This is a genomic window from Pseudomonas sp. DC1.2, assembly GCF_034351645.1.
In the GTDB taxonomy this organism is placed as follows: Bacteria; Pseudomonadota; Gammaproteobacteria; order Pseudomonadales; family Pseudomonadaceae; genus Aquipseudomonas.
In genome coordinates, this window is the sequence record NZ_CP133782.1 from 2,118,460 (window position 1) to 2,141,429 (window position 22,970).

Genomic DNA, 22,970 nt, shown 5'->3' on the forward strand with positions numbered 1-22,970 from the left:
CACGCGTCAACTTGCCGGGGTTGTCGTTCAGACACGCTTTTTCAGATGCCTTGGCCTTTGGCGGGTTTAGCCAGGCAACCGTTCAGCGCCTACCAGAGCGGCACCACATAACTCACGTAAACGCGGTTTTCGTCTTGCTCGGTCTGGCCGGTCAGGCTTGGGTTGGCCTGAGCGTTTTTCCAGGTCACGCCTAGTCCCTTCAGCTTGCCATCAGGCACTTGGTAGCTCAGCGCCAAGTCACGTTCCCATTCGCTGTTCCCACCTTTTGCCACCTTGATCTGATCGCCATGTGCGTAAGAGGCCAGAAACCCAAGGCCTTTGAGGCCTAACTGGCCGAAGTCGTATTTGTACTGCGCCAGCCAGGTTTGTTCGCCAGCGTGCTGGAATTTGTTCAGTTGTAAGTTGGTCAGCGCCGGGGTGTCAGCGCCTGCGCCTGGCCCTTGTCGGGCATCGCCGCTGTTCAGCCCGGAATCCAGGTAAGGAAAATCACTGTCGCCCGTGTTCTTCTGCGCCCCTATTCCGATGGTATGGCCTGCCAGACTGTAGCTTTCCATCAAGCTGATAGTGGACTGGTTGATGCGCCCCTTACTGACACCGTTACCGTAGTAGCCGCTCGCGGCGTAGTCGCTGTCGCCCTCAGTGTTACCACCCACGCCCAAGCTGCGGTAGGCGCGAAAGTCACTGAGCAGGCTACCCACCGGCAGGTCGCTGGTGTGTTTGGCGCCGATGAACGCTTGTTGGTAGTAATCCTGCAGATTGGAATACCACAGGCTCACGGTGGTATTGGCCAGGCCGGTGTAATCCGCACCGCCATACACGAAGCGGTCGCTGAGTTTCGCGCCGCCGCCGGTGGTCATGTCACTGTCACCGCTCTCGTTACGAATTTTGGTCTTGACGATGTCGCCGCCCGTAAACGTGAAGTCGGACACGTCCTTGGAAACCAGTTGCACGCCGGTGTTGGTCTGGTGATAGAGGCGACCGTCAGTGTTGGCCAGCATGGGGTTGTTTTGACTGAGCATGCCCACACGCAGCTCATCCTTGAGGAAACGCATCTTGAAGGTCGGGCTCAAGACGCTGAAGTCACTGGCGGATTTGCCATCGTCCAGCGGAAACATGCTTCCGGGGTATTGACCTTGATGATCCTTGTTATTCAAATCGCCGCCGGAGTCGAGTTTGAGGCCGTAGAAGGCTTCCAGATCCAGCCCAAAACCTACTGCGCCCTCGGTATAGCCAGACTTGAAGTTGAACTGGAAGCCTTGTCCCCAATCGCGGTAACTCTTGGCCTTGGCCGTGCTGCCTACAACGTCGCGGCCTTGTTGGTTCAGGTAACGATTGAGTAACGTCAGATCGGCGTGACTGTCGTCAATGAAGTCCGCATGGGCAGGCAACATCGCGCCGCCCAGCAAAGCGCCGACAAGGGGTGTGGCTAGTTTTTTGATCATCATGGATCTCGGTCATCAGGTAATTCACCCTGCCGACGTCGGGGTCATTGGAGAGCGATCCATCACCCACGCATCGGCAGTGTTGCAGCGCCGACGATTACCGTCTTAGTTGCTGCAATATCTTGAAATATATTAGGAAGCAGCCATATGACAGTGCCGTGACACAGCACTGCGACCTACATCGCATAGACCGCAGTGTGGAAAAGTGGAGGCACTTGAGGAAGAGAGCGTGCAGGCCTTGAGAACCGAGGTTTTGATGCCAGGACGATCAACGGATCGACGCTTTTTATCATCACGTCGTGGACGAAGATGAACACAGTTTCATGAACGCTGACGGCCCTGGTGACGGTTGCGCCCTGACGCGGGCCGACGCCTCACGGCTTCAGGTCCGGGCGGTTAATCAACCAGTCGAGTAGCAAGCGCGTATCGCTGCGGCGTTCATGGCGGTCAACCTGTGGAGTGCTCGCAGGAGGTGTATCAATGCAAAGAACCGGGCGATCGGGGTCACTGTCGAGAAAGCTGACCAAGACATCACTCCCGGCCATGGGCAACCTGGTTGTTTCAGCACGACCGTTGGCTGTACTGATGACCACCGGCAACCAGATCCCATGGGACGCCTCCACGCCGGAGCCTGCGTTTGGCCACAGGCTGACCTGAATCCGACCGTGGTCATCGACCGGTGCGGATTGCCCAGCCGGGCCCAGCACCCGAGCGGGTTGATAACCGGGGATGCAGGGTCTGAGTTGTTTGAGGGGCGGGCGGAACACCGTTGACCAGGCCGTGGCGGTGAACTGATTACGGTAGCCCTGGGGAGCAGCAGGCCGGCGATCGTCGAGGGTTGAGGGGTGGTGTCCTTGATGCCGAATGTCGATGAGCAACCACTGATCGTTGAAACACGGCACCGGGTGCTTATCCACTTGCACAATGTGCCCGCTGAGGAATCGAGGCTGGTCGCTTTTGCCGCAAATTTGCGGGTGCAGGCAGCGCAGACGTTGCAGCGTTCGGCGGCTTAGCTGATCACCGTGACGTTGCTCGCTGGCGCAGCGGTTCTGCAGCCGGTGACTGCCTGCGAGCGTGTGGTTGGCCGCTCCTTGGCTGGCGGTCTGCTCGCCCCGATCTTTGGCTTCCTGGTACGCAGGCGCGGTGGGCGAGTCGTAACGCTGGAACAACTCGCTGATCGCAGGCAATACCGGCGCGCAGGATACCTCGCCGTGAAAGGAGATAAGGACCGGCTCCTGAGGGAAACTCAGGCTGTCGTCGGCCAAGACCAGAACATGCCTGTCTTCGTGATGTTCGAAGTGATAGTGAATGCCTTCTTCTTCGCAGAGCCGTTGCACCAACGCCAGATCGGTTTCTTCGTATTGAATACAAAAGGGCCGTGCGGGGTAGTGCCCGGTGTTTAGTTCAAAGCGGTAGCTGTGTTCGGGCAGGCGGTGCTCCTCCAGCAACTGCCTGAGGATGGCCGGTACGCTCTGACGATGAAATACCCGGCGGCTGCGCTGTTGCTCCAGGATTTGGAGGTACGGCACCAGCACCAGGTTGTAATGAATGCGGTGCGGGCCACGATGCTCTCGGCCAGCGCTGTACACCAGGCCGTGAATGCATTGGCCATTGCCCAGGCTCAGAAATGCCGATTGTCGCAACAATCGATCCAGGCCGATGGTCGGGGCCAGGCTGATCACTTCGATGTCGAATCGATAAGGCCGGTTGAGACCTTCATTGGACGAGCCCCCTGAAAGACAGGACACCGTTTCCCCCTTAACATAAGGGATAGGCAAACGACTGTGTATATGACTAATAGAAACGATAAGGGTGGGGAGCTTTTGGGTCAGGAGCGGCGTCGCCGCTGGAGCCCGGAGCAAAAACTGGCCATGGTTCGCGAGAGCCTGCAACCGGGGCAAAGCGTCTCGGTGGTGGCTCGACAGAATGGCGTGAATGCCAACCAGTTGTTTCAGTGGCGCAAGCTCTATCAGAGCGGCAGTCTCTCGGCTGTCAGTGCTGGGGAGAGCGTGGTGCCCGCTTCCGAGCTGGCCGATGCGCTCAAGCAGATCCGCGAGCTACAGCGCATGCTTGGCAAGAAAACCATGCAGGTCGAGATCCTTCAGGAAGCTGTGGAGATTGCTCGGTCGCGAAAATGGATTGCGCACTCACCCTTGTTGCCGGGGGACGACCAGTGAAGCTGATCAGTGAAAGTCTCGGTGTAGCGCGCTCGCAATTGACGGTTCGACTCAACCCAAATGCTCAGGTCGAGCGGCGTCGCCCTGCGCTGGACGATGCCGCACTGGTCGAAGAAATTCAGGCTGAAGTGAGTGAACTGCCCAGCTACGGGTACCGCCGTGTGTGGGGGTTGCTGCGTCGTCGGCGTGAAAAGCAGAGTCAGGCGCCGATCAACGTCAAGCGGGTTTATCGCGTCATGCGCGATCATCAGTTGCTGCTGGAGCGACGGATTAAACAACCGGGTGTGGCACGCCGTCACGAAGGCCGAATTGCCGTGGCCACCAGCGATACCCGGTGGTGCTCGGACGGGTTTGAGTTTCGCTGTGATGATAACGCCAAGCTGAGCGTGACCTTTGCCCTGGACTGCTGCGACCGCGAAGCCATCGGTTGGGTGGCCAGCCCGACCGGGTACAGCGGCGACGATATCCGTGATCTGATGCTGGAGGCGGTGGAAAAACGCTTCGGTGAAGAGGCGCCTGCCACCCCGGTGCAATGGCTGAGCGACAATGGCTCGGCCTACATCGCTGAACAGACACGCCAGTTTGCCCGACAGATCGGTTTGCAACCGGTGACCACACCGGTGCGTAGCCCGCAGAGCAACGGCATGGCCGAGAGCTTCGTCAAAACGATGAAACGCGACTACGTCGCGCACATGCCCAAACCTGACCGGGAAACAGCCTTGCGTAACCTGACGATTGCCTTTGAGCATTACAACGAGGAGCATCCGCACAGCGCGCTGAAATACCGTTCACCACGGGAGTTTAGGCGTTTGGCAGCGGCATCAATTTAACGGGGTGCAGGTGTCCGGTTTGATAGGGGCCAGTCCATTCATGACCACTGAACTGCACAACGTGCAGCATCAAATCACCCTTGACGAGTGTCAGGGTGAAGGGACTTTCCTTGTCGTTATGCATCGACTGCGCTTCTTCCATCAAATACCGGGCGCAGAGGGTACGAAACCGCAGCCCTAAATAGACACTGTAAATAGACTTTTCAGAATTGCCCTACGCGTGCTGTTGAATATGTCGATTCAACGCGTCGATGGGTTGAGTGGAATTTTTGGTCGATTGCCAACTTTAGGCCGTATAAACTTGCGCCCTGCGTCGGCCAATAGATGTCTCGGCGCCACAGATCAAGAGAGTGAGTAATGGGCGCACAGTGGAAGGTTAAACACAAAGAAGCGGCATCCAACGCCAAGGGCAAAATTTTCGGCAAGCTGGTGAAAGAAATCACGATTGCTGCCCGTAACGGTGCCGATGTTGCCACTAACGCACACCTGCGGCTGGTGGTTGAGCAGGCGAAAAAAGCTTCCATGCCTCGCGAAACCCTGGAACGTGCGATCAAGAAAGGCTCCGGTCAGCTCGGCGAAACCGTGCAATACCATCGCGTGACCTATGAAGGCTTCGCCCCCCATCAAGTGCCGCTCATCGTTGAGTGCGTGACTGACAACATCAACCGTACCGTCGCTGAAATCCGCGTGGCATTTCGCAAGGGCCAGTTAGGCGCTTCCGGCTCGGTTTCATGGGACTTCAATCACGTGGGCATGATCGAGGCGTCTCCCGACAGCCCTGATGCCGATTCCGAAATGGCCGCCATCGAAGCCGGCGCCCAGGATTTCGAGCCGGGTGAAGAAGAGGGTACGACGCTGTTCCTGACCGAGCCAGCGGACCTGGATTCGGTGCAGAAAGCCTTGCCTGAACAAGGTTTCACCGTGTTGTCGGCCAAACTGGGCTACCAGCCGAAGAACCCGGTCAGTGGTTTGAGCGATGAGCAGATGGCTGAAGTCGAAGCCTTCCTGGAAGGCCTCGATAACCACGATGACGTGCAGGACATGTTCGTCGGGTTGGCGGGTTGATCTGATTTTTCAGTGATACCGCTGTTGCGAGCAGACTCGCTCCCCATTGGATCTGTGGCGTTCACAAATCCCCTGTGGGGCGAACCTGCTCGCGACTGACCGCGAGGCGATCACAGGTTCTCCAGTTCCCGCACAATTTCGCTAAACCCTGGTCGCGCCAGCACCTGCGCCTGACAGCAACGCTGCTCCAGGTCCTCAAGCGTCAGTCGGTTGTCATCGCTCAGCCCCGAGTCGATCCGCGCCAGCAGTTCTCCCAGCAGCACACCAAACGCCCGCACTTCGATCCGTTGCAGCGCACGGCTTTCCAGGCTGTCCGAGGTGGCATGGAACGATGCCGCGCCAAAATCCCCGAGCAAGCAATCGCCGTGCTCGTTCCACAAAATGTTGTGGCCATAGAGGTCGCCGTGGGTAATGCCTTGTTGATGCAAATGCTCGCCTACCGACGCAATGCCGCTGGCCATGCGCAACGCAACTGGCGCGCTGAACCGGGTGTCGTCGGGGTAAATGTCCCTCGAACACGAGGCCAGGCTCGGCAAGGCGGCTAAATTGCGATAACTCGGATCGATCAGTTGCATGACCAACCCGGCCTGCGCTTGCGGATGCCCGGTGACTCGCCCTTCGACGCGGATCAGGTTGGGGTGAAGGCCGGCGGTGATGCAGGCGTTCATTTCGTGCAGCGGCGAACCATCACTGGTCATTTCGCCTTTATAAAGCTTTACCGCAACCTGAGTAGCCGCGTGTCCCGGTCGTTGCCACGCGGCGCGATGAATCACCCCGGAAGCGCCTTCGCCCAGTTGCTGTTCCAGGCGCAGCTCTGACCACGGGATGCTCGGCGTCGCCTCAAGCGCGGCCGCATCGGCTTCGGTTTCCAGCGGGTTACCGGCATAGGCCAGCCACGTCAGGGCCGGCAGGGTCAGCAGCCATTCAGGCAGTTCAGTGAAACGGTTGGCGGCGATGCGGATCAGCTCAAGCCGATGGCAATCACGCAGGCTCTCGGGCAGGCGCTGCAAATGGTTACCGGCCAGCATCAATTTTTGCAGAAGCGCGCGCTCACCCAGTTCGGTTGGCAACGCTTCGATGCAGTTGTCGGTCAGGATCAACCAGCGCAACAGCGGCGGCAGCGCGGCCCCCGGCACTCGCGTAATGCCATTGGCTTTGAAGCCGATCATGCTCAGTGCCTGGCATTGGCCCAGGCACACGGGCAGTTCGGTGAACCGGTTGTCCGAGCAAAATAGAATCCGCAGACGGTTCAGGCGGTGCAGGTCATCCGGCAGACTGCTCAAGGCATTGCCACTGAGGTTAAGCACCTCCAGCGAGTCTGCCAGGTCGAAAATTTCCCGTGGGAACTCAGTCAGGCCGCAGGCCAGGTCCAGACGGGTGATGCCTTTCAGCTCACCGGCCCGCAGTTGTGCAAGGGTATTCATGAACGGATTCGCTATTGATCGAGAGACGGGCGCTGGGCCCTGGAAATGGGCGACATGATAGCTGGAAGTGGCGGTGCAGGTCAGGCCACCTTCGCGAGGAGGCTCGGCCCAACCCGCAAATCTATCGGTCAAACATGTTCTCTGAACGCCACCAACTGCCCCAAACGACTGCGCGTGCGCGCCAAGTCAATGGCATCCCCCTCCAGACTCTCACGCAACGAACACTGCCCCAGCAGTACCACGTGCTTGTCCTGATCGTACAAAACGTCGATCAGGTTGATAAACCGCTGCTGCGCCGCGATCGAGCATTCTCTCAGGCTGGGCAGTTCATCGATGATCCAATGATCGAAATGCCGGCACAGTTCCAGATAATCCATGACCGCCGTGGGTTGGTCGCACAGATCGCTGAAGGTAAAACCGACGGTTCGCCCTTCGCAGTGCTGGGCTCGCAGTTGCCGTGTGCCGACCGGCAACGTCAGGGGGGAACTTCTTTCAGGCAGTTTCAACGCCTGGCGCTGGGCTTGCGTCGCTGGCCAGACGTAATGCCCCTGGGTAAACACCTGCTGAGTGTGGCTCCGTACCTGGCCGCGATAATCATGAGGACCGCCGACTTCCATGACCTGCATGCGTGCGTTGATCAGGTCGATCACCGGTTTGAAACGTGCGTGGTAGAGAGGGTTGGGCAGCAAGTCTTGCGGTGGGTAGTTGGAGGTGACCAGGAGCAGCATTCCACGGCGGAACAGCGCCTTGAACAGCCGGGTGATCAGCATCGCATCACCAATGTCGTGGACGTGAAACTCGTCGAAACACAGCACCCGACAATCTTGCAGCAGCTCATCCAGGGTGCTCGCCAAGGCATCGGGATGGTCGCGATGGGTAAACATACCCTGGTGCAATTGCGCGAAAAACTCATGAAAATGCAGGCGCTGTTTTTGCGCGAGGGGGATGGCCTGGAAAAAACCGTCCAGCAGCCAACTTTTGCCGCGACCGACAGCGCCGTGCAGGTATAAGCCGGGCAGGGTTTTCACCGAAGTACCGAGCAGTGCCGTCGCATACTGGTCCATGGACTCGATCACCCGCTGCTGGCTATGACTGAGGGTGTAGCCCTGGGTGAGTGCCTTGTGGTGAAAGTAGTCGTGGATCACCCGCTGGTGGCCGGCCCCGTTGTCAGCCGGTGCAAAAGCTTTGCCCAACAAACGACGCAGTGCGGGCCAGCGTGGTGTGAGTCGCGAGCGTATTGGCGGTCGAGCGGCCACGATAATGTCACCCCTGGGTTCTGCAGGCCGGCTCACTGAGCAGCGGCGGTGTAGTTTAACCAGATGAGGAATTACCCTACAACTTGTGCTGACTTAGCCAAGGGACGTCCGACGTGAATCGGCTGTCGATACCGTTTTTTTCCGTCGCTGCGCCGGCAATTTTCCAGCCACTCGATGCAAGCGCCTCCACGTTGAAGGATCCAACCGTCGCGCAGTGCGCGGCGTTGGCGTTTGATCGCCTTGCGGGAGCGAGCGAGCCCGTTCCCATAGGCGGTTATTGATATGCCTAGCGCTCGATACTGCGATTCCATCGCGCGTTCCACGCTGGACGCTGTTCATTCACCTGGTCCCAGTCAATCGCAATCGCGGTCTCCAGGTATTGCTGCATCGCCTGAACCTGGCCGCGCGTTTTGGCGGTAGTCGGGGTGTTGGGGTTGGACGGGATCTGGTCGCCATCCTCAAGCGCAGCGGCTTGGGCGTCTGGTGTCAGCAGGAACGCTGCGAGTTTCTGCGCCAGTTCCGGCTGAGTGTTGTTGGCGATCGCACATTCTGCGACGTTGAGCACCACGGCGCCTTCCTTCGGTTGCGCGTACTCCACGGGCATGCCTTTGAGTTTCAGCGCTGTTACCTGAGTGGGCGTCAACGGGAACAGGGCGGCTTCGTCGGTCTGGAGCATTTCGGAAATCTTCGCCGAGCTCGGGATGTACTCAAGCACATTTCGTCCCACGGTGTTCGGCCACGCCTTGAAACCCGGTTCGACGTCGGTTTCGCTGCCGCCCTGAATCCTGTTGAACATCAGGAAACCATGCAGGCCGAACGTCGAGGAGGCCATCGATTGGAATACCACTTTGTCCTTGAAGCGCGGGTCGGCCATGTCCATCCACGACGTCGGCGCTGCCCAGCCTTTTTCCTTGAACAGCCGTGTATTGTAGGCCAGCCCCGTGACCCCGAGGCTGACCGCCACGGCCTGCTCCTTGATGCGGCCCTTGGCCGGAATTTGCGCCAGGGTCGGGCTGTCTTCGAGTTTGTCGCACAGGCCCATGGAGATGGCGCGGTACATGATGCCGTCGTCGAGGAATATCACGTGTAGCTGTGGGTTGCCCTTGCTGGCCTGGACCTTGGCCAGAATGTCGGCGGAGGTCCCCGGCACAATCACCACTTTGACGTTGTTGGCCTTCTCGAAAACCGGCAGCACCTTATCGGCGTAAAGCCGCTCCATGGTTCCGCCGTTCATGCCCAGATAAAGCGTCGGTTCGGCCTGCGCCTGTGTGATCGTGAGTAGGGCGCCCAAGCAGGACAGTCCGAGCAGTGCAGTGCGTTTGACGTTATTCATTGGCGCAACCTTCCTCTATCAAGCAACGGAGATGGAGTGAAACCGGGTGATGGAAAATGCATCCAGCGACGTCTTGGCGGCGCCGCTGCAGATGATCTCGGTGAGGGCCTGGCCCACCGCTGGGCCGATCTGAAAACCGGCGCCGGCGAAGCCAAACCCATGTAGCAAACCGGGTTGGGTGCCGCTATGCCCGATCACCGGTTGGCGATCAGGCAGATAACCTTCGGTGCCGCTCCAGGTACGAATTGCTTGCGCACCCTGAAGAAACGGATAGAGCTCGACCGCTTGCCGCAGGACGTCGAGTACCGCGTGTTGACCGGGTCGGGCGCGGGTTTCGTCGAGGGCAAAGCCCTGGCCGCCGCCGAGTATGCAGTTACCGCGGCTGACCTGGCGGGCATAGATGCCACCGCCCTCGACGCCGGTGCTGGCGTTCATCACCTGAGGTAACGGTTCGGTGACGAGCATTGCTGGATGCCCTGCGTGCATCGGCACCGCTTCGCCAAACTGAGCGGCGAGGTTGCCGGCCCAGGCGCCGGCGCAATTCAATAGCCAGGGTGAGCGAAGTTTGAGGCCGGTTTGAGTGCTGACGTGAAAGCGCTGGCCGTCGTGCTCCACCGCCGTTACCGCGCATTGCTCATGGACTTGCGTACCGTGGCGCCGCGCCGCTTGGGCAAACGCCGTGGATACCAATCGCGGGTTGGCGTGGCCGTCGTCGGGGCAGAACGACGCGCCCACCGCCACTTCACCGACCCACGGGAATTGGGCGCGTAACTGATCACGATCCAGAATCTGCAACGCCAGGCCGAAGCCCTGACTGCTGGCGGCGTAGTTCTCTAAAGCCCGCAGGTCGTCGAAGCTGCGGGCCAGTTTCAGGTGGCCGCTGCGCTGGTATTCGCCGTCGATACCGATTAACTGCGGCAGCTGTCCCCACATCTCGTGAGCCTGTTGCGACAGCGGCAGTTGGCACAGCGGTCGGCCCTGACGGCGCACGCCGCCGTAGTTCACGCCGCTGGAGTGGGAACCGCAAAAGTCCCGTTCCAGTAACGCCACGCGGCGGCCGGCCTTACTCAGAAACAGTGCGGCCGAGGCGCCGACAATCCCGCCGCCAATGATGATTGCATCGACGTCGATCATGGCTCGACCTCCAGGCCAAACGGCAGGGGTTTGATCGGTGATTGAGCGCGCAACCGACCGATATCCGACACGGCGCGCTGGCTTTCGCAGGCAATGATTTCTGCCGCTGCTGCACCGCACATTCGGCCTTGGCAGCGACCCATGCCGACCCGGCAATGCGCCTTGACCCGGTTGATTTCCCAATGCCCTTCGCGCACCACCTGGCGGATATCGCCGGCCCGCACTTCTTCGCAGCGGCAGACAATCACGTTATCGGGGGTGTGGGCGACCCAGTCTTCGGGAAAAGCAAAGGCTTGCTCCAGCCCTTCACGGAACCTGCCGATCCGCTCCAGTGATTGTTCTAGCGCTACGGTACGCGCTGTCGGGATCAGGCAACCGCTGTCTTCGAGCAGGGCCAGCGCCGCGCGCTGACCGGCCATTTCGGCAGCATCAGCGCCCATGATCCCGGCGCCATCACCGGCCAGGTAAACCTCGGCGACACTGCTGCGACCGGCGCGGTCACGTAGCGGTAGCCAGGCGCGGTTGAGCGGGTTCCAGGCGAACTCACAGCCGAGCAGATCGGCGAGCTGGGTTTCGCTGCGCAGGCCATGGGCGAAAGCGACGGCGTCGCAGTCGATTTGATGTGGGCCTTTTGCGTTGCGCCAGTGCAGCGATTGCACGCGCTGTTCGCCGTTGACCTGAGTCAGGCTGGCCCCCTGGTGTACCGCGATGCCGTGGGCGGTTAGCCAACTGCGGTAATAAATGCCTTTGGCCAGTGTCGCCGGTTGCGCCAGCAAGTTTGGCAAGGCGCGGGCCTGAGTGCTGAAGGGCGAGCTGTCGAGCACCGCCACAACCTTCGCCCCAGCCTTAGCGTATTGATACGCCACTAGGTACAGCAAGGGGCCGCTGCCGGCGAACACCACTCGCTCACCAATCGCGCAGCCCTGGAACTTCAACGCAATTTGCGCCGCGCCAAGGCTATAAACCCCCGGCAAGGTCCAGCCCGGCACCGGCAGAACCCGGTCCGTGGCGCCAGTGGCAACGATCACCCTGGAGAACGCCAGCCGTGCAGCGCGGCCATCCTGCAAGGTGTCGAGGGCGGCGGCCTCTGCGTTCCACACCAGCGTTTCGGGGCGGTAGTCGAGCTGTTCGCGCAGTCCGTCGAGCGTCTGATGAATCGCGCTGGCCTTGCGCGCTTCGAAGCCATACAGCGTGGCCGCTGAACGCTTGAAGTGTGCCGGTTGTCGCCGATAAACCTGGCCGCCACCGCGCGCGGCTTCGTCCAGCAAAATAGGCCGCACGCCGTGCGCCACCAGCGTCTGCGCGGCACGGATCCCGGCAGGTCCGGCGCCAACGATGATCACCGAACTCATACCCCGCACCCGGTGAAAGTTAGCCTGCTCGCGAGGGCGGCGGCACAGCCAACAGCGGTGGCGGCAGGCAGGCTGCTATCGTGAGCAGGCTCGCTTGCACAAGGGATCCAGGGTTGGCAGGTCGATAGGGTATTCATAGTGATCGTCCCGGTTCGCGGCTAATGTGCTGGCCGGCTTCGAGCAAAGTCGAACAGGCTCGCACCCTGCGGCCGTCGCCCAGGCGAACCCAGCAGTCCTGGCAGGCGCCCATCAGGCAGAAGCCCGCGCGGGGTTCGGCGCTGAAGTCGCTGCCGCGCAGGTGTTCACTGCACGTCAGCACGGCGGTTAGCACGGTGTCGCCAAGCAGGCCGCTGGCCGGCGTACCGTCGAGGGTAAAATCGAGTGCCGGGCGGTCGCCTTCGGCCAGTCGTTTCAGCAGAGCCATGGCGCCCTCATTGTTTGCCCACCAGAACTCGATCCAGGCCATAGACCCGGTCGAGCAGAATCATTGTCAATGCCGTTAATCCGATGACCAGTGCTGACACCGCCGCCATCATCGGATCGATGGATTCGGTGGCGTATACGTACATCCGCACCGGCAAGGTCTGCGTGGCCGGCGAGGTGACGAAAATCGACAACGTGACCTCATCGAAACTGTTGATAAAGGCCAGCAGCCAGCCACCGGCGACCCCCGGCAGAATCATCGGCAAGGTTATTTGCCTGAACAGCGTGAAGCGCCCGGCACCCAACGATTGCGCGGCGTGTTCGGCGCTGCGATCGAGGCCAATCGCCGACGCCAGCACCAGTCGCAACACATACGGCGTGATCACCAGGACGTGAGCGAAGATCAGCCAGCCGAAGCTGCCATTCACTCCCATCAGCGCAAATAAACGCAGCAATGCAACGCCCAGCACCAAGTGCGGAATGATGATCGGTGACAGGAACAGCCCATTGAAAAAACCGCGCCCTGGAAACTCATAGCGGGTAATGGCCAGCGCCGCAGGCACGGCAATCAGCGTCGCCAACGTCGCGGCGCAGAACGCCAGGATCAGGCTGTTGTAGAACGCATCGACAAAATCGGCGCGCTCGAACACCGCACGAAACCAGCGCAATGAAAAGTGTGTAGTCGGCAGGCTCAGGGTGTTTTCCGGGGTGAAAGCCACCAGGCACACCACCACCAGTGGTGCAAGCATGAACAGCACCACCAGGGTATGAAACAGCAGGGCGAAAGGACCGTTCTTGGACATGACGAGTTATCCCAATGACTTCTTGTAGCGGCCTTCGATCATTCGGTTCCACGACAGCATGATCAGCAGGTTGAGCAGCAGCAGCGCCACGGCAATCGCCGCGCCCATCGGCCAGTTCAGCTCCGACAGGTACTGGTCGTAAATCAGCGTCGCAACCATTTTCAATCGACGTCCACCGAGCAATCCGGGAATCGCAAAAGAGCTGGCGGCGAGGCCGAACACGATCAAGGTGCCGGACAACACACCAGGCATGATTTGCGGCAAGACTATTTTGCGCATCACCGTGAGCTGGCTGGCACCCAAGGACAGCGCGGCCTGTTCGGCGGCAGGGTCGAGTTTTTGCAGCGACGTCCAGACGGGAATGATCATGAAGGGCAGCATCACGTGAACCAGCGCAGTCACCACTGCGAACGGTGTGTAGAGCAATTTCATCGGCGAGCCGCCAAGGGCTTGCAGGGTCTGGTTGACCAGGCCGTCGGCGCCGAGCAACAAGCTCCAGCCGAAGGCGCGCACCACCACCGAAATCAGCAGCGGGGTGAGGATCACAATCAGGAAAATCGAGCGCCACGGCGCGCCCATGCGGCTGAGGATGTAGGCCTCGGGCACACCGATCATTACGCAAAGCAAGGTCGTCAACGCGCTGATCCACAAGGTGCGCAGAAAAATCTCGTAGAAATACGGATCACTCAGCAGGCTGCCGTAGTGGTCGAGGGTGTAGGCGTTGCTGTTGATCCCCGCGTTGTAGTCGAACACGTTGAACGACAGCACAAAGGTCAAGCCGAGCGGGATGATCAACAGGCCAAGGTACAAAGCCAGGGCCGGCGCCGACAACCAATACCCCTGACGTCCCTGGCGCAGATGGGCGAGCAGACTCATGCCGATACCTCATCAACACTCAGCACCCTCAGCAGCGCCACGTTCCAGTCAAGGCCAACAGCGGTGCCTTCGGCCAGCGGTGCCGAGCCGTCATTGCGACGCACCACACTGAGTTCGCCCAGGAGCGTCGAGACGCCGTACAACCATTGGCTGCCGAGGAAGAAGCGGCTGACGATGTGGCCTTGCAGACGGCCGTGATCTTTTTCCCGCAGGTCGATTTTTTCCGGGCGCAGGCTGAGTCTCAGGTCGCCGCCCTGTTGCACCTTGACTACGCCCGCAGCGTCGCGCTCGCCGGGTAACAGATTGGCCTTGCCGACGAATCCGGAAATGAACTCGGTGCGCGGGTGTTCGTAAAGGGTGTACGGCGCGTCGATCTGGGTGATGCGCCCGGCTTGCATCACCACCACCCGGTCGCTGATGGACAGCGCTTCGGACTGGTCGTGGGTGACCATCAACGTGGTGATCCCGACTTCACGCTGGATGCGCCGGATCTCGAATTGCATCTCTTCGCGCAGGTTGGCGTCGAGGTTGGACAGCGGCTCGTCGAGTAGCAGCACCGGCGGCTCGATGACCAAGGCGCGGGCCAACGCGACTCGCTGCCGCTGGCCTCCAGACAATTCCCGTGGATAACGCCCGGCGTGCTGATTCAGCCTGACCAGTTTTAGCACTCGGTCTACCCGTTGCTGCAATTGGGCATTGGGCACTTTGCGCATCCGCAGGCCGAAGGCGACGTTGTCCTGGACGGTCATGTGTGGGAACAGCGCGTAACTCTGGAATACCACGCCCAAACCACGGCTGGCGGGTTTGGCGTGGGTGATGTCACGACCGTCGAGCACAATGCTTCCGCTGCTGACGTCAACGAAGCCGGCGATCATTTGCAGGGTGGTGGTCTTGCCGCAGCCGGACGGGCCGAGCAGCGAGACGAACTCGCCTTTCTCCACCGAGAGGTTGGTGGCGACGACTGCATCGATTTCGCCGTAACGTTTACCGAGGTTTTCAAGTTGCACGAATGCCATAGCTGCGCTCCACCTGAGATTGTTATGCACGGCCTGGGATCGCGCTTTTTTGTATGGGCAGATACGAAAGGATGCTGCGGGGTGCGTTGGCGCTCGACTTGAGTCGGCTGCCGCTGTTGTTCGAATCGCCCCTGTGTGGACGCAGAGTAGGGCGAAGAATAGGATGGGCTCAATGGCCTATTTCACTGAGAAGATAATTATTTTTAGTTTCATTCAGTGAGTAAATTATTAGTCGAGAAAATGCATGTCAGATTCCATTGAGCGGAATAAAAACAAAAATGAAGTCGGAGTCGGTGCGGTCTCCAGACTATTTGCCGTCTTGCGCAGCCTGGGTGACACCGTCGAGGGCGGTGAGCGCGTGACGCAACTGGCCCTGCGCATCGGTTTGTCGCAACCGACCACGCACCGATTGCTGCGCAGCCTGATGGATGAGGGGATGGTCGAGCAGGACGTGCGCAGTAAACGCTATCGCCTGAGCCTGGATTTCTTCGCCCTGGCGGCTCGTGCGGGAAACACCGGTAACCTGCGTGAGCTGGCACGTCCGGCGTTGTTGAGGTTGTCGGCGTCGTTGGGGGATTCGTTGTTTTTACTGGCGCGCAGTGGTTTTGATGCAATTTGCCTCGATCGCAGTGAAGGGCCGTTTCCGATCCGCACCTTTACCGGAGACATTGGCGGGCGTGTGGCGCTGGGTGTCGGTCAGGGCAGTCTGGCGATCCTGGCGTTTTTGCCGGAAGAGGAGCGGGACACGGTGATTCACTACAACCTGCCGCGGCTCAAGGATTTTCACCTGTATGACGAGGTGTTCCTGCGTTCGGAAGTCGAGCGTGTACGGACGCTGGGTTATGCCGGGCGTAATACCGGTGTGTTGCAGGGCATGGCCGGGGTGGCGGTGCCGATTCTGGATCGAGACGGGCGGGCGGTGGCGGCGTTGAGCGTGGCCACCGTGAGCGATCGGTTGGGGCCGGATCGTTTGCCGACAGTGGTCGAAATGCTCAAGCGCGAAGCCGCGTTGATCGGGCCGCGGATTAATCCGTTTGATCCGTTGCTGCGCAGGCCTTCCCAAGTGTTTGGACCGGCCTGAGCGCTGCCAACTTTGACGGGCGGTGGCGTCAGAATTGCGCGGTTTGCTTGAGCATTTGCGCTGCCGGCGTGTCAGTCGGGCTGACCATCGCATAGTTGTAGCCGGGCCCTGACCAGTAATCGGCTTGTAACTCGCCATCGCGGCGACTGCCCCGCGGTAGTAGGTAGTTTTTCGGACCTGGCGGACGGACGTAGAAGCTGACCTTGTGCCCGCCCTGATCCTCGTAAACCACCATCGCCGCCGGTCCTTGGTCGGTGCTCAGCAAGCGTGCGCTGACGGGTTTGAAGCCGGCACTCGACAGGTCAGGCACGCGGTTGGCTTGGGTGAAGTAGCGGTCGAGCCAGCCTTGCAGATCGCTGGTGTCGCTGACCTTGTAGTCGGCCGGCAAAATGCCTTGTTGCGCAATCAAACGGTACGCCTGCAGGGCATCTGTCATCGGCTGCGCAGCGCTGACAAGTGTCATCTCGCGCGCTTGCCAGCCGCTTAAGCCGCCCACACCCACGGCAATCAGCAGCAGGGCGGCGCTCGCCAGATGACGGCGGGACTGACGTTTTAGGCGCTGGCGAATCAGCGTCGGGTCAAGCGCCGGGTTGGCGGGTTGCTGCAAGGCGCCGCCGAGGGCCGCGCGCAGGTACTGGGCGTCCTGCTGCCAGGCGCGGACCTTGGCAGATATGTCGGCGTTACTGGCCAGAAAAGTGTCCACCAGATGTCGGTCTGGCTCGCTGAGTTGGTGATCGACGTAAGCGTGAAGGTCGCGCTCGCTGGGGGGCATGCTGATCATTTGAGTCTCCTCAGGGAAGGGCGCGTGATTTCGCCGTCGCTCAGTTCGCGCAACGCCTGGCGGGCACGGGACAGACGCGACATCACGGTGCCGGTAGGCACGTCGAGAATCTCGGCGACCTCTTTGTAGCTCAGGCCTTCAACCGACACCCAAAGCAGCAGGGCGCGTTGTTCGGTGCTGAGTCGGTCGAACGCTTGCAGGGTCGTCTGGGCGATCACCGTGCGTTCTGCTGATGGCTGCGCGTCGTCACGGCCAGTGAAAAACTCGAGCATTCGGGCATAGCGCCGGGCGCGTCGGTGAGCGTCGAGAAACTGCCGATAGAGAATCGAAAACAGCCAGGCACGCAGGTCGCCGTCGGGGCGTTTATCGCCCCAACTCGACAGCGCCCGCTCCAGGCTGCTCTGTACCAAGTCGTCGGCGCTGCTGGGGTTGTGCGTCAGGGACAGGGCAAATCGGCGCAATCTGGGAATGATTTCCCTTAGCTGTTCGTCGATCTCGTTCATGAAGTTCTGACTAGTCACTAAGCTGTGGACTAGGAAGACGCCCGGCATTAAAGGTTATTCCACGCCCGGAAAAATAAATACCGGAGGATGGAATAAACCGATTTGGGGGGCGTCTGCTAAGTTCTTCTCACTTGTGGCCGATGGCCCTGGAGTCTTTCATGGTAGATCGCTCATCACCGTCAACCGGGCCCACCCCGCCACCGTTGAGTGCCGCGAGCCTGACGTTGCGTCTGACCGGTATCGCGGTGGTCGTTGCAGCAATGGCCGGGGCATTTGCCTACGTCAACGGCACCCTCGACCCAGAGCGCTTGACGCCGAAAGCATTGATCAATGTGCTGGAAAAAAACAACGGTGTGTACCCCGGGTTTCGGCGTAATCACGCCAAAGGCGTGTGCGTGATTGGCCATTTCGAGAGCAGCGCCGCGGCGCGTGAATACTCCAGCGCCCAGGTCTTCAGCGCCGCGCGGACCCCGGTAGTGGGGCGTTTTGCGCTGCCGGCCGGTAATCCCTATGCACCGGACAGCAGCGTGCCGATTCGCAGCCTGGCGCTGCGTTTCACCCAGGCCAACGGTCAGCAGTGGCGCACCGGGATGAACAGCATGCCGGTGTTCCCGGTGGGCACGCCCGAGGCGTTCTATCAGTTGCAGCAAGCTCAATCGCCGGACCCGGCTACAGGCAAACCGAACCCTGCCGCCGTTCCGGCGTTCTTTGGTTCACATCCGGAAGCCGCGCCGTTCCTGGCATGGGTCAAGACCGCCAAGCCGTCTGCCAGTTTTGTGACGGAAACGTACAACAGCGTCAACGCGTTTTACCTGGTAAACGCAGCGGGGCAGCGGCAAGCGGTGCGCTGGAGCATGGTGCCGATGGCTCAGGATGCCGCAGGTGTTGCAAGTGCCACGGCGCCGCAGGGCGGTGATTTTCTGGAGAAAGACCTGGTGCAACGTATGTCCTCAGGTCCGCTGCGTTGGCAGTTGAACATTATCCTCGCCAACCCTGGCGACCCGGTCAACGATGCCAGCAAGTCCTGGCCTGAGGGGCGGAAAGTCTTGAACGCCGGGACGTTGGTGCTTGAAAGCACTCAGCCGCAACTCAATGGTGAATGCCGCGACATTAACTACGATCCGCTGGTGCTACCTAGTGGTATCGAAGGTTCCGACGACCCGTTGCTCGCCGCCCGTTCCGCAGGTTACGCCGGTTCCTACTTGCGTCGTACCAGTGCAGTCAGCCAGTTGCCCGCCGCTAAACAGGAGGCTCGCCAATGAGCGCTCAATCGAACCATTTCGCACCGCTGGCGCGGTTGCTGCATTGGCTAATGGCCCTGATGATCATCGCCATGCTGTTCATCGGCGCGGGCATGGTGGCCTCGGTATCCGAGCGCCATGAGTGGCTGATTCACCTGCACAAGCCCTTGGGCATCGCGATTTTGCTGCTGGTCGTCGTGCGTTTGGGGGTGCGTTTTTCTACCCGGCAACCGCCGTTGCCGGCGGACTTGCCGGGTTGGCAAGTGCTGGCGGCCAAGGCTTCCCATGTCTTGCTGTATGCGTTGATGCTGATTTTACCGCTGCTGGGTTGGGCGATGATTTCTGCGGCGGGGGACCCGGTAATGCTCAGCAGTTCGTTGCAGTTGCCGTCGATTCTGCCGGCTAATGCGCAGGTGTTTGCGTTGCTGCGCAAGGCTCACGGATACCTGGCGTACCTGTTGTTTCTGACGGTACTGCTGCATTTGGCGGCGGCGTTGTTCCATTGCTGGGTGCGTCGCGATGATGTGCTGGACAGCATGGTGCGGGGCGAGGATCGCCACTGATCAAAGCCTTGAGCCATGGTGGCGAGAAGGCTGCGCGCTGGTTTGCGCAGCCGCTTCCGGGATCTGATCAACGTGCTGCATCAAATGCTTTGCGTTGATCGTGTCTACAACGGCTGCGCCACCGAGCGGGGGCAAGCGCCCTCGGCAAAGGATTGTTGTGTTCTGCGGGCCAGCGTTTGCCATCAATAGATCAACGCGTCGGCATTGATCCCGCACCCAGCAGGCAGACGCCGTTCCATCCTGCCCAGGCGTACATCGCCGTCGAACCAATAGACGGGGAAGGAATGGCTGGGTTGTCGGGCTTCAGAGCGGGGCAAGAGACGCCACAACAGCACGGCGATCATCCAGGTCAATCCGGCCGACAAGAAATAAATCGAGCGCTAACCGGCCAGATTGGCCATCCCACCTACAGCCGTTCTGGTCAGCCGAATACCGATGACAATGCCGCTGGTGACCACGCTCACCACCCGCCCGCGCTAGGCGGGAAGCGCCAGCGTCGCGGCATAGGCCACCAGTGCTTAAGTCAAGACGGCTAACAACCCGGTCAATGCCATTGCGATCAGCAACCAACGGCTACGGACATTAACAGCCCACGGGATTTTCGATTTGGTGCCGGCGTTGGATGGCAGCGCTTATCAGGAGTATGTGCTGACGGAGAAAGGCAAACGCCTGTTCCCGTTGATCATCGGTCTGCGGCAGTGGGGGGAGGCGTTTTTCTATGCGACGGGGGAGACGCACTCACGGGTTGTCGACCGCGCTCACGGTCAGCTATTACGCCCGTTGGAGTTGCGCGCCAAGGAGGGGCGTTTGCTGGGGCCTGAGGACTGCGTGCGGATTAGCGCTGAGTAAACGACCAAAAGACCGCAGGCCGCGATCTTTTGATCTTCAGGCGTGATTAGCGCAGCGTGTCTACCATGTCGGCGACGGTTGTCAGCACATCCTTGCCCAGCTGTTTGGAGCGCTTGCCCGACCAACCTGTCAGAGGATTTGGCGCATCGTTGTTGTCCTTGAAGGGCATTTCAAGGGTCAGCGACAGGCAGTCAAATTTTTCGCCGACGCTGTTGCAGGCCAGCGTCATATTGGCTTTGCCCGGCAAGTCGCGGGTGTAGCCATGAGCGGTCTGGAAGTCCTTGGTCAAGTGTTTCAGGTGGCTGCGAAAATGCTCTTCAAGCTTTTCGATGCGTGGTGTATATCCCGGGTTTCCTTCGCAGCCGGCGGTGAATACGTAGGGGATTTCTTCGTCGCCGTGGATATCGAGGAACAGATCGACCCCGTATTGTTCCATTTGCTGCTGAACGAACAGCACTTCCGGGCTGATTTCCTGACTGGCGCTCTGCCATGCTCGGTTCAGGTCCTGGCCCATGGCATTGGTGCGCAGATGGCCATGGAACGCGCCGTCAGGGTTCATGTTGGGGACGAGGTACAGGTCAGCGCTGGCCAGAAGTTTGTGCAACACCGGGTCGTCGTGTTTTTCCAGGCGTTCGATCACGCCTTCCATAAACCACTCGGCCATGTGTTCGCCGGGGTGCTGCTGAGCAATGATCCAGACTTTGCGCTGGCCTTCGGCGCCGTTGCCTTTGCGCAGCAATTGGATATCGCGGCCTTCAGCGCTTTTGCCGGTGGCCAGCAGCTCCGCGCCGGCTTTGGTCAGCGCCTGCTCAATCAGCCAGTCGTGACGACCTCGGCTGTAGGGTTCGAAGTAGGCGAACCAGGCGTGGGTAGCGGTGGCTTCGAGGTTGAAGCGCAGGCAGTCCCCCTCAAAGATGGTCGGCACCCGGAACCAGTTGACGTGATCATACGACGCCACGGCCTGATAGCCGTCCCAGGCTTTGTTGTAAGAGGATTTACTGGCGTTGTTCAGGCGAAACCAATGCTCTTGGCCGACATGCAGACCGCTGGCCTTGAAGTGGAACCACTGGAAGTGCGCGCTACGGGTATCTGGCTTGATGGCGAGCAAGGCTTGCAGCGGATTGCTGATGTCCAGCACTTCAATGTTGCCGCTGTCGAAATTGGCGCTGATGTCGAAAGAGGATTTAGCCACGGTCATAGTCGATTCCTGAATATGATTTTGTGGCTGCTACTTTACACGCAAGGGAAGCGGGAATCGGGGGAATATTACGGGGGAATAAGGGGGCGTCGTCCTTGACGCCGTAGCAGCTTAGAGACTGTGTAGTTGATTCTCAAGTGCTATTTAGCATTAGTGTTGGCCCAGCGCCGCGGGCTTCTCTTGCCTACAAGTATTCGGTTGATAGCCTGTGCCCTGCTGCATTTGCAGCACTGACAGACTTCATTCGCCTGAAGTAAAAACCAAAATAAATGGCAAAAAAAGACCCGGCAAAAGCCGGGTCAAAAACCGTGATTAGCCTGATGAGGAGATAGCCCAGGAAACCGATTCAAGGTCCCTGGTCCATCCACTGATCTCGCGACCAGCTGGATGCAATAATAATCATTATCATTTGCAAGTCAAATGCTTTTATCTGATCGATTGGAAAACTCTTTCCCGTCGTCCTCGAAACCGCGCCCGTTTCAGGTGTTCTGATCTCCATCCAGGGATCGGTCGACCATTGCCTGCGCCATGTCGATCATGTGAACCACTGACAACGCCAGGTCTCTTTTGGCACCGTGCAGGTTTTCGGCCGATTCGTGCGCAGTGGCCGCGGCACACCGCAGCAAATCCGAGGCATGGACCAGCGCTTCTTCACTGCTGATGTTGCGATTCACGTTGAAGAAGCGTTCTTCCATCTCCACTTCTGAAACAGCTGGTTTCAAGTAATAGTCCAGGGCTCTCTGAGCCGCGGCAAAGCCTTTTGGCGAGGTGAACGTGGTGTCCATTTGCAGTTCTTGCGGGTCTTGCAGGTCATTGCAGGGGATTGTCATGGCGATGGCGAACTCCGTGATAGATTCAGATCCGTAAAACAATCCTAGTACGTAGTGTATTTGTGACGAGGATTTAAATACTACAATTTGTGTTTTGATGGTCGGAGTCCCCCACGTATCGTGCCGCACATGGATAAATGGATTGAATTGGTCAAGGCCAAGATGGGTGAACTCAAAGTCACTCAAGAGATACTCGCCGAGCGACTTGGGATGTCCCAGGGCGGCATTGGTCACTGGCTGAATAAACGCCGTCAGCCCGGTATCGACGACATGAACCGTGTTCTGCAGGCACTGGGGATGGATTTTCTGGAGGTGGCCATGGTGATCCGCGAGCCAGAGGCTTCGCCGGATAATGAGATGCCCTTGGCGCACAAGTACAACTCCTATTTTCGCTACCCGGTCAGTGACTGGCGGCAGACCACTGAGGTGCGCGACGGAGAGCGAACGGTTTATGGCAAGGAACAATTCGAACTGACCGACTATCACGCCTTGGGCGCGGCTTTCTGGCTCATGGTGACGGGAGACGCGATGGCGGCGCCCAGTGGTATCGGTATTGCCGAGGGCATGTTGATCTTGGTGGATCCGGCCTTGGAGGCCGTGCCCGGCAAACTGGTGATCGCACAATGGTCCGGGAGCGCCGAGGCGACTTTTCGCAAACTGATCGAAGAGGGCGGGCAGCGTTATCTGGTCCCGCTCAATCCAACTTTTCCGAAGGTTCTTTTTACTGACGAGTGTCGAATCATCGGTGTAGTGGTTCAGGCAACAGCAAAGTTCTAATCAGACCGGTCCTCGC

At 59.6% G+C, this 22,970-nt stretch carries 22 protein-coding genes and 2 pseudogenes; 7 read left to right on the forward strand and 17 right to left on the reverse strand.

The genetic code is table 11. The features are described from left to right. Positions 1-89 precede the first annotated feature (89 nt). Positions 90-1,442: an OprD family outer membrane porin gene (locus RHM68_RS09605; protein ID WP_322222288.1), complete on the reverse strand. Its 1,353-nt coding sequence runs from the start codon at positions 1,440-1,442 to the stop codon at positions 90-92. Between the two features lie 374 nt (positions 1,443-1,816). After that, the gene (tssI, locus tag RHM68_RS09610) at positions 1,817-3,190 is read right to left on the reverse strand and encodes a type VI secretion system tip protein TssI/VgrG (RefSeq protein WP_322222290.1); all 1,374 of its coding nucleotides are present in this window, start codon (positions 3,188-3,190) and stop codon (positions 1,817-1,819) included. A gap of 42 nt (positions 3,191-3,232) precedes the next feature. Between tssI and RHM68_RS09615 the strand changes: the two genes are divergently transcribed. Then, positions 3,233-4,449, forward strand: a protein-coding gene (locus RHM68_RS09615; RefSeq protein WP_322216042.1) for an IS3 family transposase whose coding sequence is annotated in 2 segments (ribosomal slippage) — positions 3,233-3,578 and positions 3,578-4,449 — 1,218 coding nt in all. Because the reading frame shifts where the segments join, the coding sequence is not laid out codon by codon here. Here the strand turns inward: RHM68_RS09615 and RHM68_RS09620 are convergent. Further along, positions 4,421-4,573, reverse strand: a complete 153-nt coding sequence (locus RHM68_RS09620; RefSeq protein ID WP_322222293.1) for a hypothetical protein — start codon at positions 4,571-4,573, stop codon at positions 4,421-4,423. The genes RHM68_RS09615 and RHM68_RS09620 overlap by 29 nt on opposite strands. A 233-nt stretch (positions 4,574-4,806) precedes the next feature. Between RHM68_RS09620 and RHM68_RS09625 the strand changes: the two genes are divergently transcribed. Further along, complete coding sequence (locus RHM68_RS09625; protein ID WP_322222295.1) at positions 4,807-5,514, forward strand: YebC/PmpR family DNA-binding transcriptional regulator; 708 nt, start codon at positions 4,807-4,809, stop codon at positions 5,512-5,514. A gap of 110 nt (positions 5,515-5,624) precedes the next feature. Here the strand turns inward: RHM68_RS09625 and RHM68_RS09630 are convergent, their stop codons facing one another. The 9 genes from RHM68_RS09630 to RHM68_RS09670 form a co-directional block, all read right to left on the reverse strand. Next, a complete protein-coding gene (locus tag RHM68_RS09630) occupies positions 5,625-6,938 on the reverse strand; it encodes a leucine-rich repeat-containing protein kinase family protein (RefSeq protein WP_322222299.1) in 1,314 nt (437 codons plus the stop codon). 128 nt (positions 6,939-7,066) lie between these two features. Beyond that, positions 7,067-8,194, reverse strand: a complete 1,128-nt coding sequence (gene zapE, locus RHM68_RS09635) for a cell division protein ZapE (protein ID WP_322222302.1) — start codon at positions 8,192-8,194, stop codon at positions 7,067-7,069. A gap of 286 nt (positions 8,195-8,480) precedes the next feature. Beyond that, positions 8,481-9,527 carry an ABC transporter substrate-binding protein gene (locus RHM68_RS09640; protein ID WP_322222304.1) on the reverse strand — a complete coding sequence of 349 codons (1,047 nt, stop codon included), beginning with the start codon at positions 9,525-9,527 and terminating at the stop codon, positions 8,481-8,483. Positions 9,528-9,545: 18 nt separating this feature from the next. Continuing rightward, complete coding sequence (locus tag RHM68_RS09645) at positions 9,546-10,661, reverse strand: FAD-dependent oxidoreductase (RefSeq protein WP_322222306.1); 1,116 nt, start codon at positions 10,659-10,661, stop codon at positions 9,546-9,548. Then, entirely contained in the window at positions 10,658-12,013 is a 1,356-nt protein-coding gene (locus RHM68_RS09650; protein WP_322222309.1) for an NAD(P)/FAD-dependent oxidoreductase, read from the reverse strand. The genes RHM68_RS09645 and RHM68_RS09650 overlap by 4 nt, the downstream gene beginning before the upstream one ends. Positions 12,014-12,146: 133 nt before the next feature. After that, positions 12,147-12,437 (reverse strand): (2Fe-2S)-binding protein, encoded by a 291-nt coding sequence (locus tag RHM68_RS09655; protein WP_322222311.1) that lies wholly within the window; start codon positions 12,435-12,437, stop codon positions 12,147-12,149. Positions 12,438-12,444: 7 nt separating this feature from the next. After that, on the reverse strand, positions 12,445-13,239 hold the full coding sequence (locus tag RHM68_RS09660) for an ABC transporter permease (protein ID WP_322222313.1): 795 nt from the start codon (positions 13,237-13,239) through the stop codon (positions 12,445-12,447). A 6-nt stretch (positions 13,240-13,245) separates the two neighbouring features. Further along, on the reverse strand, positions 13,246-14,115 hold the full coding sequence (locus tag RHM68_RS09665; RefSeq protein WP_322222316.1) for an ABC transporter permease: 870 nt from the start codon (positions 14,113-14,115) through the stop codon (positions 13,246-13,248). Continuing rightward, positions 14,112-15,131: an ABC transporter ATP-binding protein gene (locus RHM68_RS09670; RefSeq protein WP_322222319.1), complete on the reverse strand. Its 1,020-nt coding sequence runs from the start codon at positions 15,129-15,131 to the stop codon at positions 14,112-14,114. Before RHM68_RS09670 ends, RHM68_RS09665 begins: the two co-directional genes overlap by 4 nt. Positions 15,132-15,375: 244 nt before the next feature. Here RHM68_RS09670 and RHM68_RS09675 point away from each other — a divergent pair, with 244 nt between their 5' ends. Beyond that, on the forward strand, positions 15,376-16,212 hold the full coding sequence (locus RHM68_RS09675) for an IclR family transcriptional regulator (RefSeq protein ID WP_322222321.1): 837 nt from the start codon (positions 15,376-15,378) through the stop codon (positions 16,210-16,212). Positions 16,213-16,240: 28 nt separating this feature from the next. Here the strand turns inward: RHM68_RS09675 and RHM68_RS09680 are convergent, their stop codons facing one another. Next, positions 16,241-16,993, reverse strand: a complete 753-nt coding sequence (locus RHM68_RS09680) for an anti-sigma factor (RefSeq protein WP_322222325.1) — start codon at positions 16,991-16,993, stop codon at positions 16,241-16,243. Beyond that, the gene (locus tag RHM68_RS09685; protein ID WP_322222327.1) at positions 16,990-17,496 is read right to left on the reverse strand and encodes a sigma-70 family RNA polymerase sigma factor; all 507 of its coding nucleotides are present in this window, start codon (positions 17,494-17,496) and stop codon (positions 16,990-16,992) included. Before RHM68_RS09685 ends, RHM68_RS09680 begins: the two co-directional genes overlap by 4 nt. A 158-nt stretch (positions 17,497-17,654) precedes the next feature. Between RHM68_RS09685 and RHM68_RS09690 the strand changes: the two genes are divergently transcribed. Together RHM68_RS09690 and RHM68_RS09695 are read left to right on the forward strand one after the other, a co-directional pair. Continuing rightward, a complete protein-coding gene (locus tag RHM68_RS09690; protein ID WP_322222329.1) occupies positions 17,655-18,758 on the forward strand; it encodes a catalase family peroxidase in 1,104 nt (367 codons plus the stop codon). Next, positions 18,755-19,300, forward strand: a complete 546-nt coding sequence (locus tag RHM68_RS09695; RefSeq protein WP_322222332.1) for a cytochrome b — start codon at positions 18,755-18,757, stop codon at positions 19,298-19,300. The genes RHM68_RS09690 and RHM68_RS09695 overlap by 4 nt, the downstream gene beginning before the upstream one ends. A 278-nt stretch (positions 19,301-19,578) precedes the next feature. Here the strand turns inward: RHM68_RS09695 and RHM68_RS09700 are convergent. Further along, positions 19,579-19,875, reverse strand: a pseudogene (locus tag RHM68_RS09700) (MFS transporter); the annotation flags it as partial. On the opposite strand from RHM68_RS09700, the pseudogene RHM68_RS09705 reads away from it, so the two are divergent. Further along, positions 19,859-20,149, forward strand: a pseudogene (locus tag RHM68_RS09705) (winged helix-turn-helix transcriptional regulator); the annotation flags it as partial. The pseudogenes RHM68_RS09700 and RHM68_RS09705 overlap by 17 nt on opposite strands. A gap of 46 nt (positions 20,150-20,195) precedes the next feature. On the opposite strand, the gene RHM68_RS09710 reads toward RHM68_RS09705, so the two are convergent. Next, positions 20,196-21,347: a M14-type cytosolic carboxypeptidase gene (locus RHM68_RS09710; RefSeq protein WP_322222334.1), complete on the reverse strand. Its 1,152-nt coding sequence runs from the start codon at positions 21,345-21,347 to the stop codon at positions 20,196-20,198. 479 nt (positions 21,348-21,826) lie between these two features. Beyond that, positions 21,827-22,177: a DUF6124 family protein gene (locus RHM68_RS09715; protein ID WP_322222337.1), complete on the reverse strand. Its 351-nt coding sequence runs from the start codon at positions 22,175-22,177 to the stop codon at positions 21,827-21,829. A 129-nt stretch (positions 22,178-22,306) separates the two neighbouring features. On the opposite strand from RHM68_RS09715, the gene RHM68_RS09720 reads away from it, so the two are divergent. Next, the gene (locus RHM68_RS09720) at positions 22,307-22,954 is read left to right on the forward strand and encodes an XRE family transcriptional regulator (RefSeq protein ID WP_322222340.1); all 648 of its coding nucleotides are present in this window, start codon (positions 22,307-22,309) and stop codon (positions 22,952-22,954) included. Positions 22,955-22,970 lie beyond the last annotated feature (16 nt).

What these genes read in the sequence shown, in the direction of transcription:
- RHM68_RS09670 (WP_322222319.1), bottom strand. Translation starts at nt 15,131, where the DNA reads ATGGCATTCGTGCAACTTGAAAACCTCGGTAAACGTTACGGCGAAATC.
- RHM68_RS09685 (WP_322222327.1), bottom strand. Translation starts at nt 17,496, where the DNA reads ATGAACGAGATCGACGAACAGCTAAGGGAAATCATTCCCAGATTGCGC.
- RHM68_RS09630 (WP_322222299.1), bottom strand. Translation starts at nt 6,938, where the DNA reads ATGAATACCCTTGCACAACTGCGGGCCGGTGAGCTGAAAGGCATCACC.
- RHM68_RS09690 (WP_322222329.1), top strand. Translation starts at nt 17,655, where the DNA reads ATGGTAGATCGCTCATCACCGTCAACCGGGCCCACCCCGCCACCGTTG.
- RHM68_RS09640 (WP_322222304.1), bottom strand. Translation starts at nt 9,527, where the DNA reads ATGAATAACGTCAAACGCACTGCACTGCTCGGACTGTCCTGCTTGGGC.
- RHM68_RS09720 (WP_322222340.1), top strand. Translation starts at nt 22,307, where the DNA reads ATGGATAAATGGATTGAATTGGTCAAGGCCAAGATGGGTGAACTCAAA.
- RHM68_RS09715 (WP_322222337.1), bottom strand. Translation starts at nt 22,177, where the DNA reads ATGACAATCCCCTGCAATGACCTGCAAGACCCGCAAGAACTGCAAATG.
- RHM68_RS09650 (WP_322222309.1), bottom strand. Translation starts at nt 12,013, where the DNA reads ATGAGTTCGGTGATCATCGTTGGCGCCGGACCTGCCGGGATCCGTGCC.
- RHM68_RS09665 (WP_322222316.1), bottom strand. Translation starts at nt 14,115, where the DNA reads ATGAGTCTGCTCGCCCATCTGCGCCAGGGACGTCAGGGGTATTGGTTG.
- RHM68_RS09675 (WP_322222321.1), top strand. Translation starts at nt 15,376, where the DNA reads ATGTCAGATTCCATTGAGCGGAATAAAAACAAAAATGAAGTCGGAGTC.
- RHM68_RS09660 (WP_322222313.1), bottom strand. Translation starts at nt 13,239, where the DNA reads ATGTCCAAGAACGGTCCTTTCGCCCTGCTGTTTCATACCCTGGTGGTG.
- RHM68_RS09645 (WP_322222306.1), bottom strand. Translation starts at nt 10,661, where the DNA reads ATGATCGACGTCGATGCAATCATCATTGGCGGCGGGATTGTCGGCGCC.
- RHM68_RS09655 (WP_322222311.1), bottom strand. Translation starts at nt 12,437, where the DNA reads ATGGCTCTGCTGAAACGACTGGCCGAAGGCGACCGCCCGGCACTCGAT.
- RHM68_RS09605 (WP_322222288.1), bottom strand. Translation starts at nt 1,442, where the DNA reads ATGATCAAAAAACTAGCCACACCCCTTGTCGGCGCTTTGCTGGGCGGC.
- RHM68_RS09620 (WP_322222293.1), bottom strand. Translation starts at nt 4,573, where the DNA reads ATGCATAACGACAAGGAAAGTCCCTTCACCCTGACACTCGTCAAGGGT.
- RHM68_RS09680 (WP_322222325.1), bottom strand. Translation starts at nt 16,993, where the DNA reads ATGATCAGCATGCCCCCCAGCGAGCGCGACCTTCACGCTTACGTCGAT.
- RHM68_RS09695 (WP_322222332.1), top strand. Translation starts at nt 18,755, where the DNA reads ATGAGCGCTCAATCGAACCATTTCGCACCGCTGGCGCGGTTGCTGCAT.
- RHM68_RS09710 (WP_322222334.1), bottom strand. Translation starts at nt 21,347, where the DNA reads ATGACCGTGGCTAAATCCTCTTTCGACATCAGCGCCAATTTCGACAGC.
- RHM68_RS09625 (WP_322222295.1), top strand. Translation starts at nt 4,807, where the DNA reads ATGGGCGCACAGTGGAAGGTTAAACACAAAGAAGCGGCATCCAACGCC.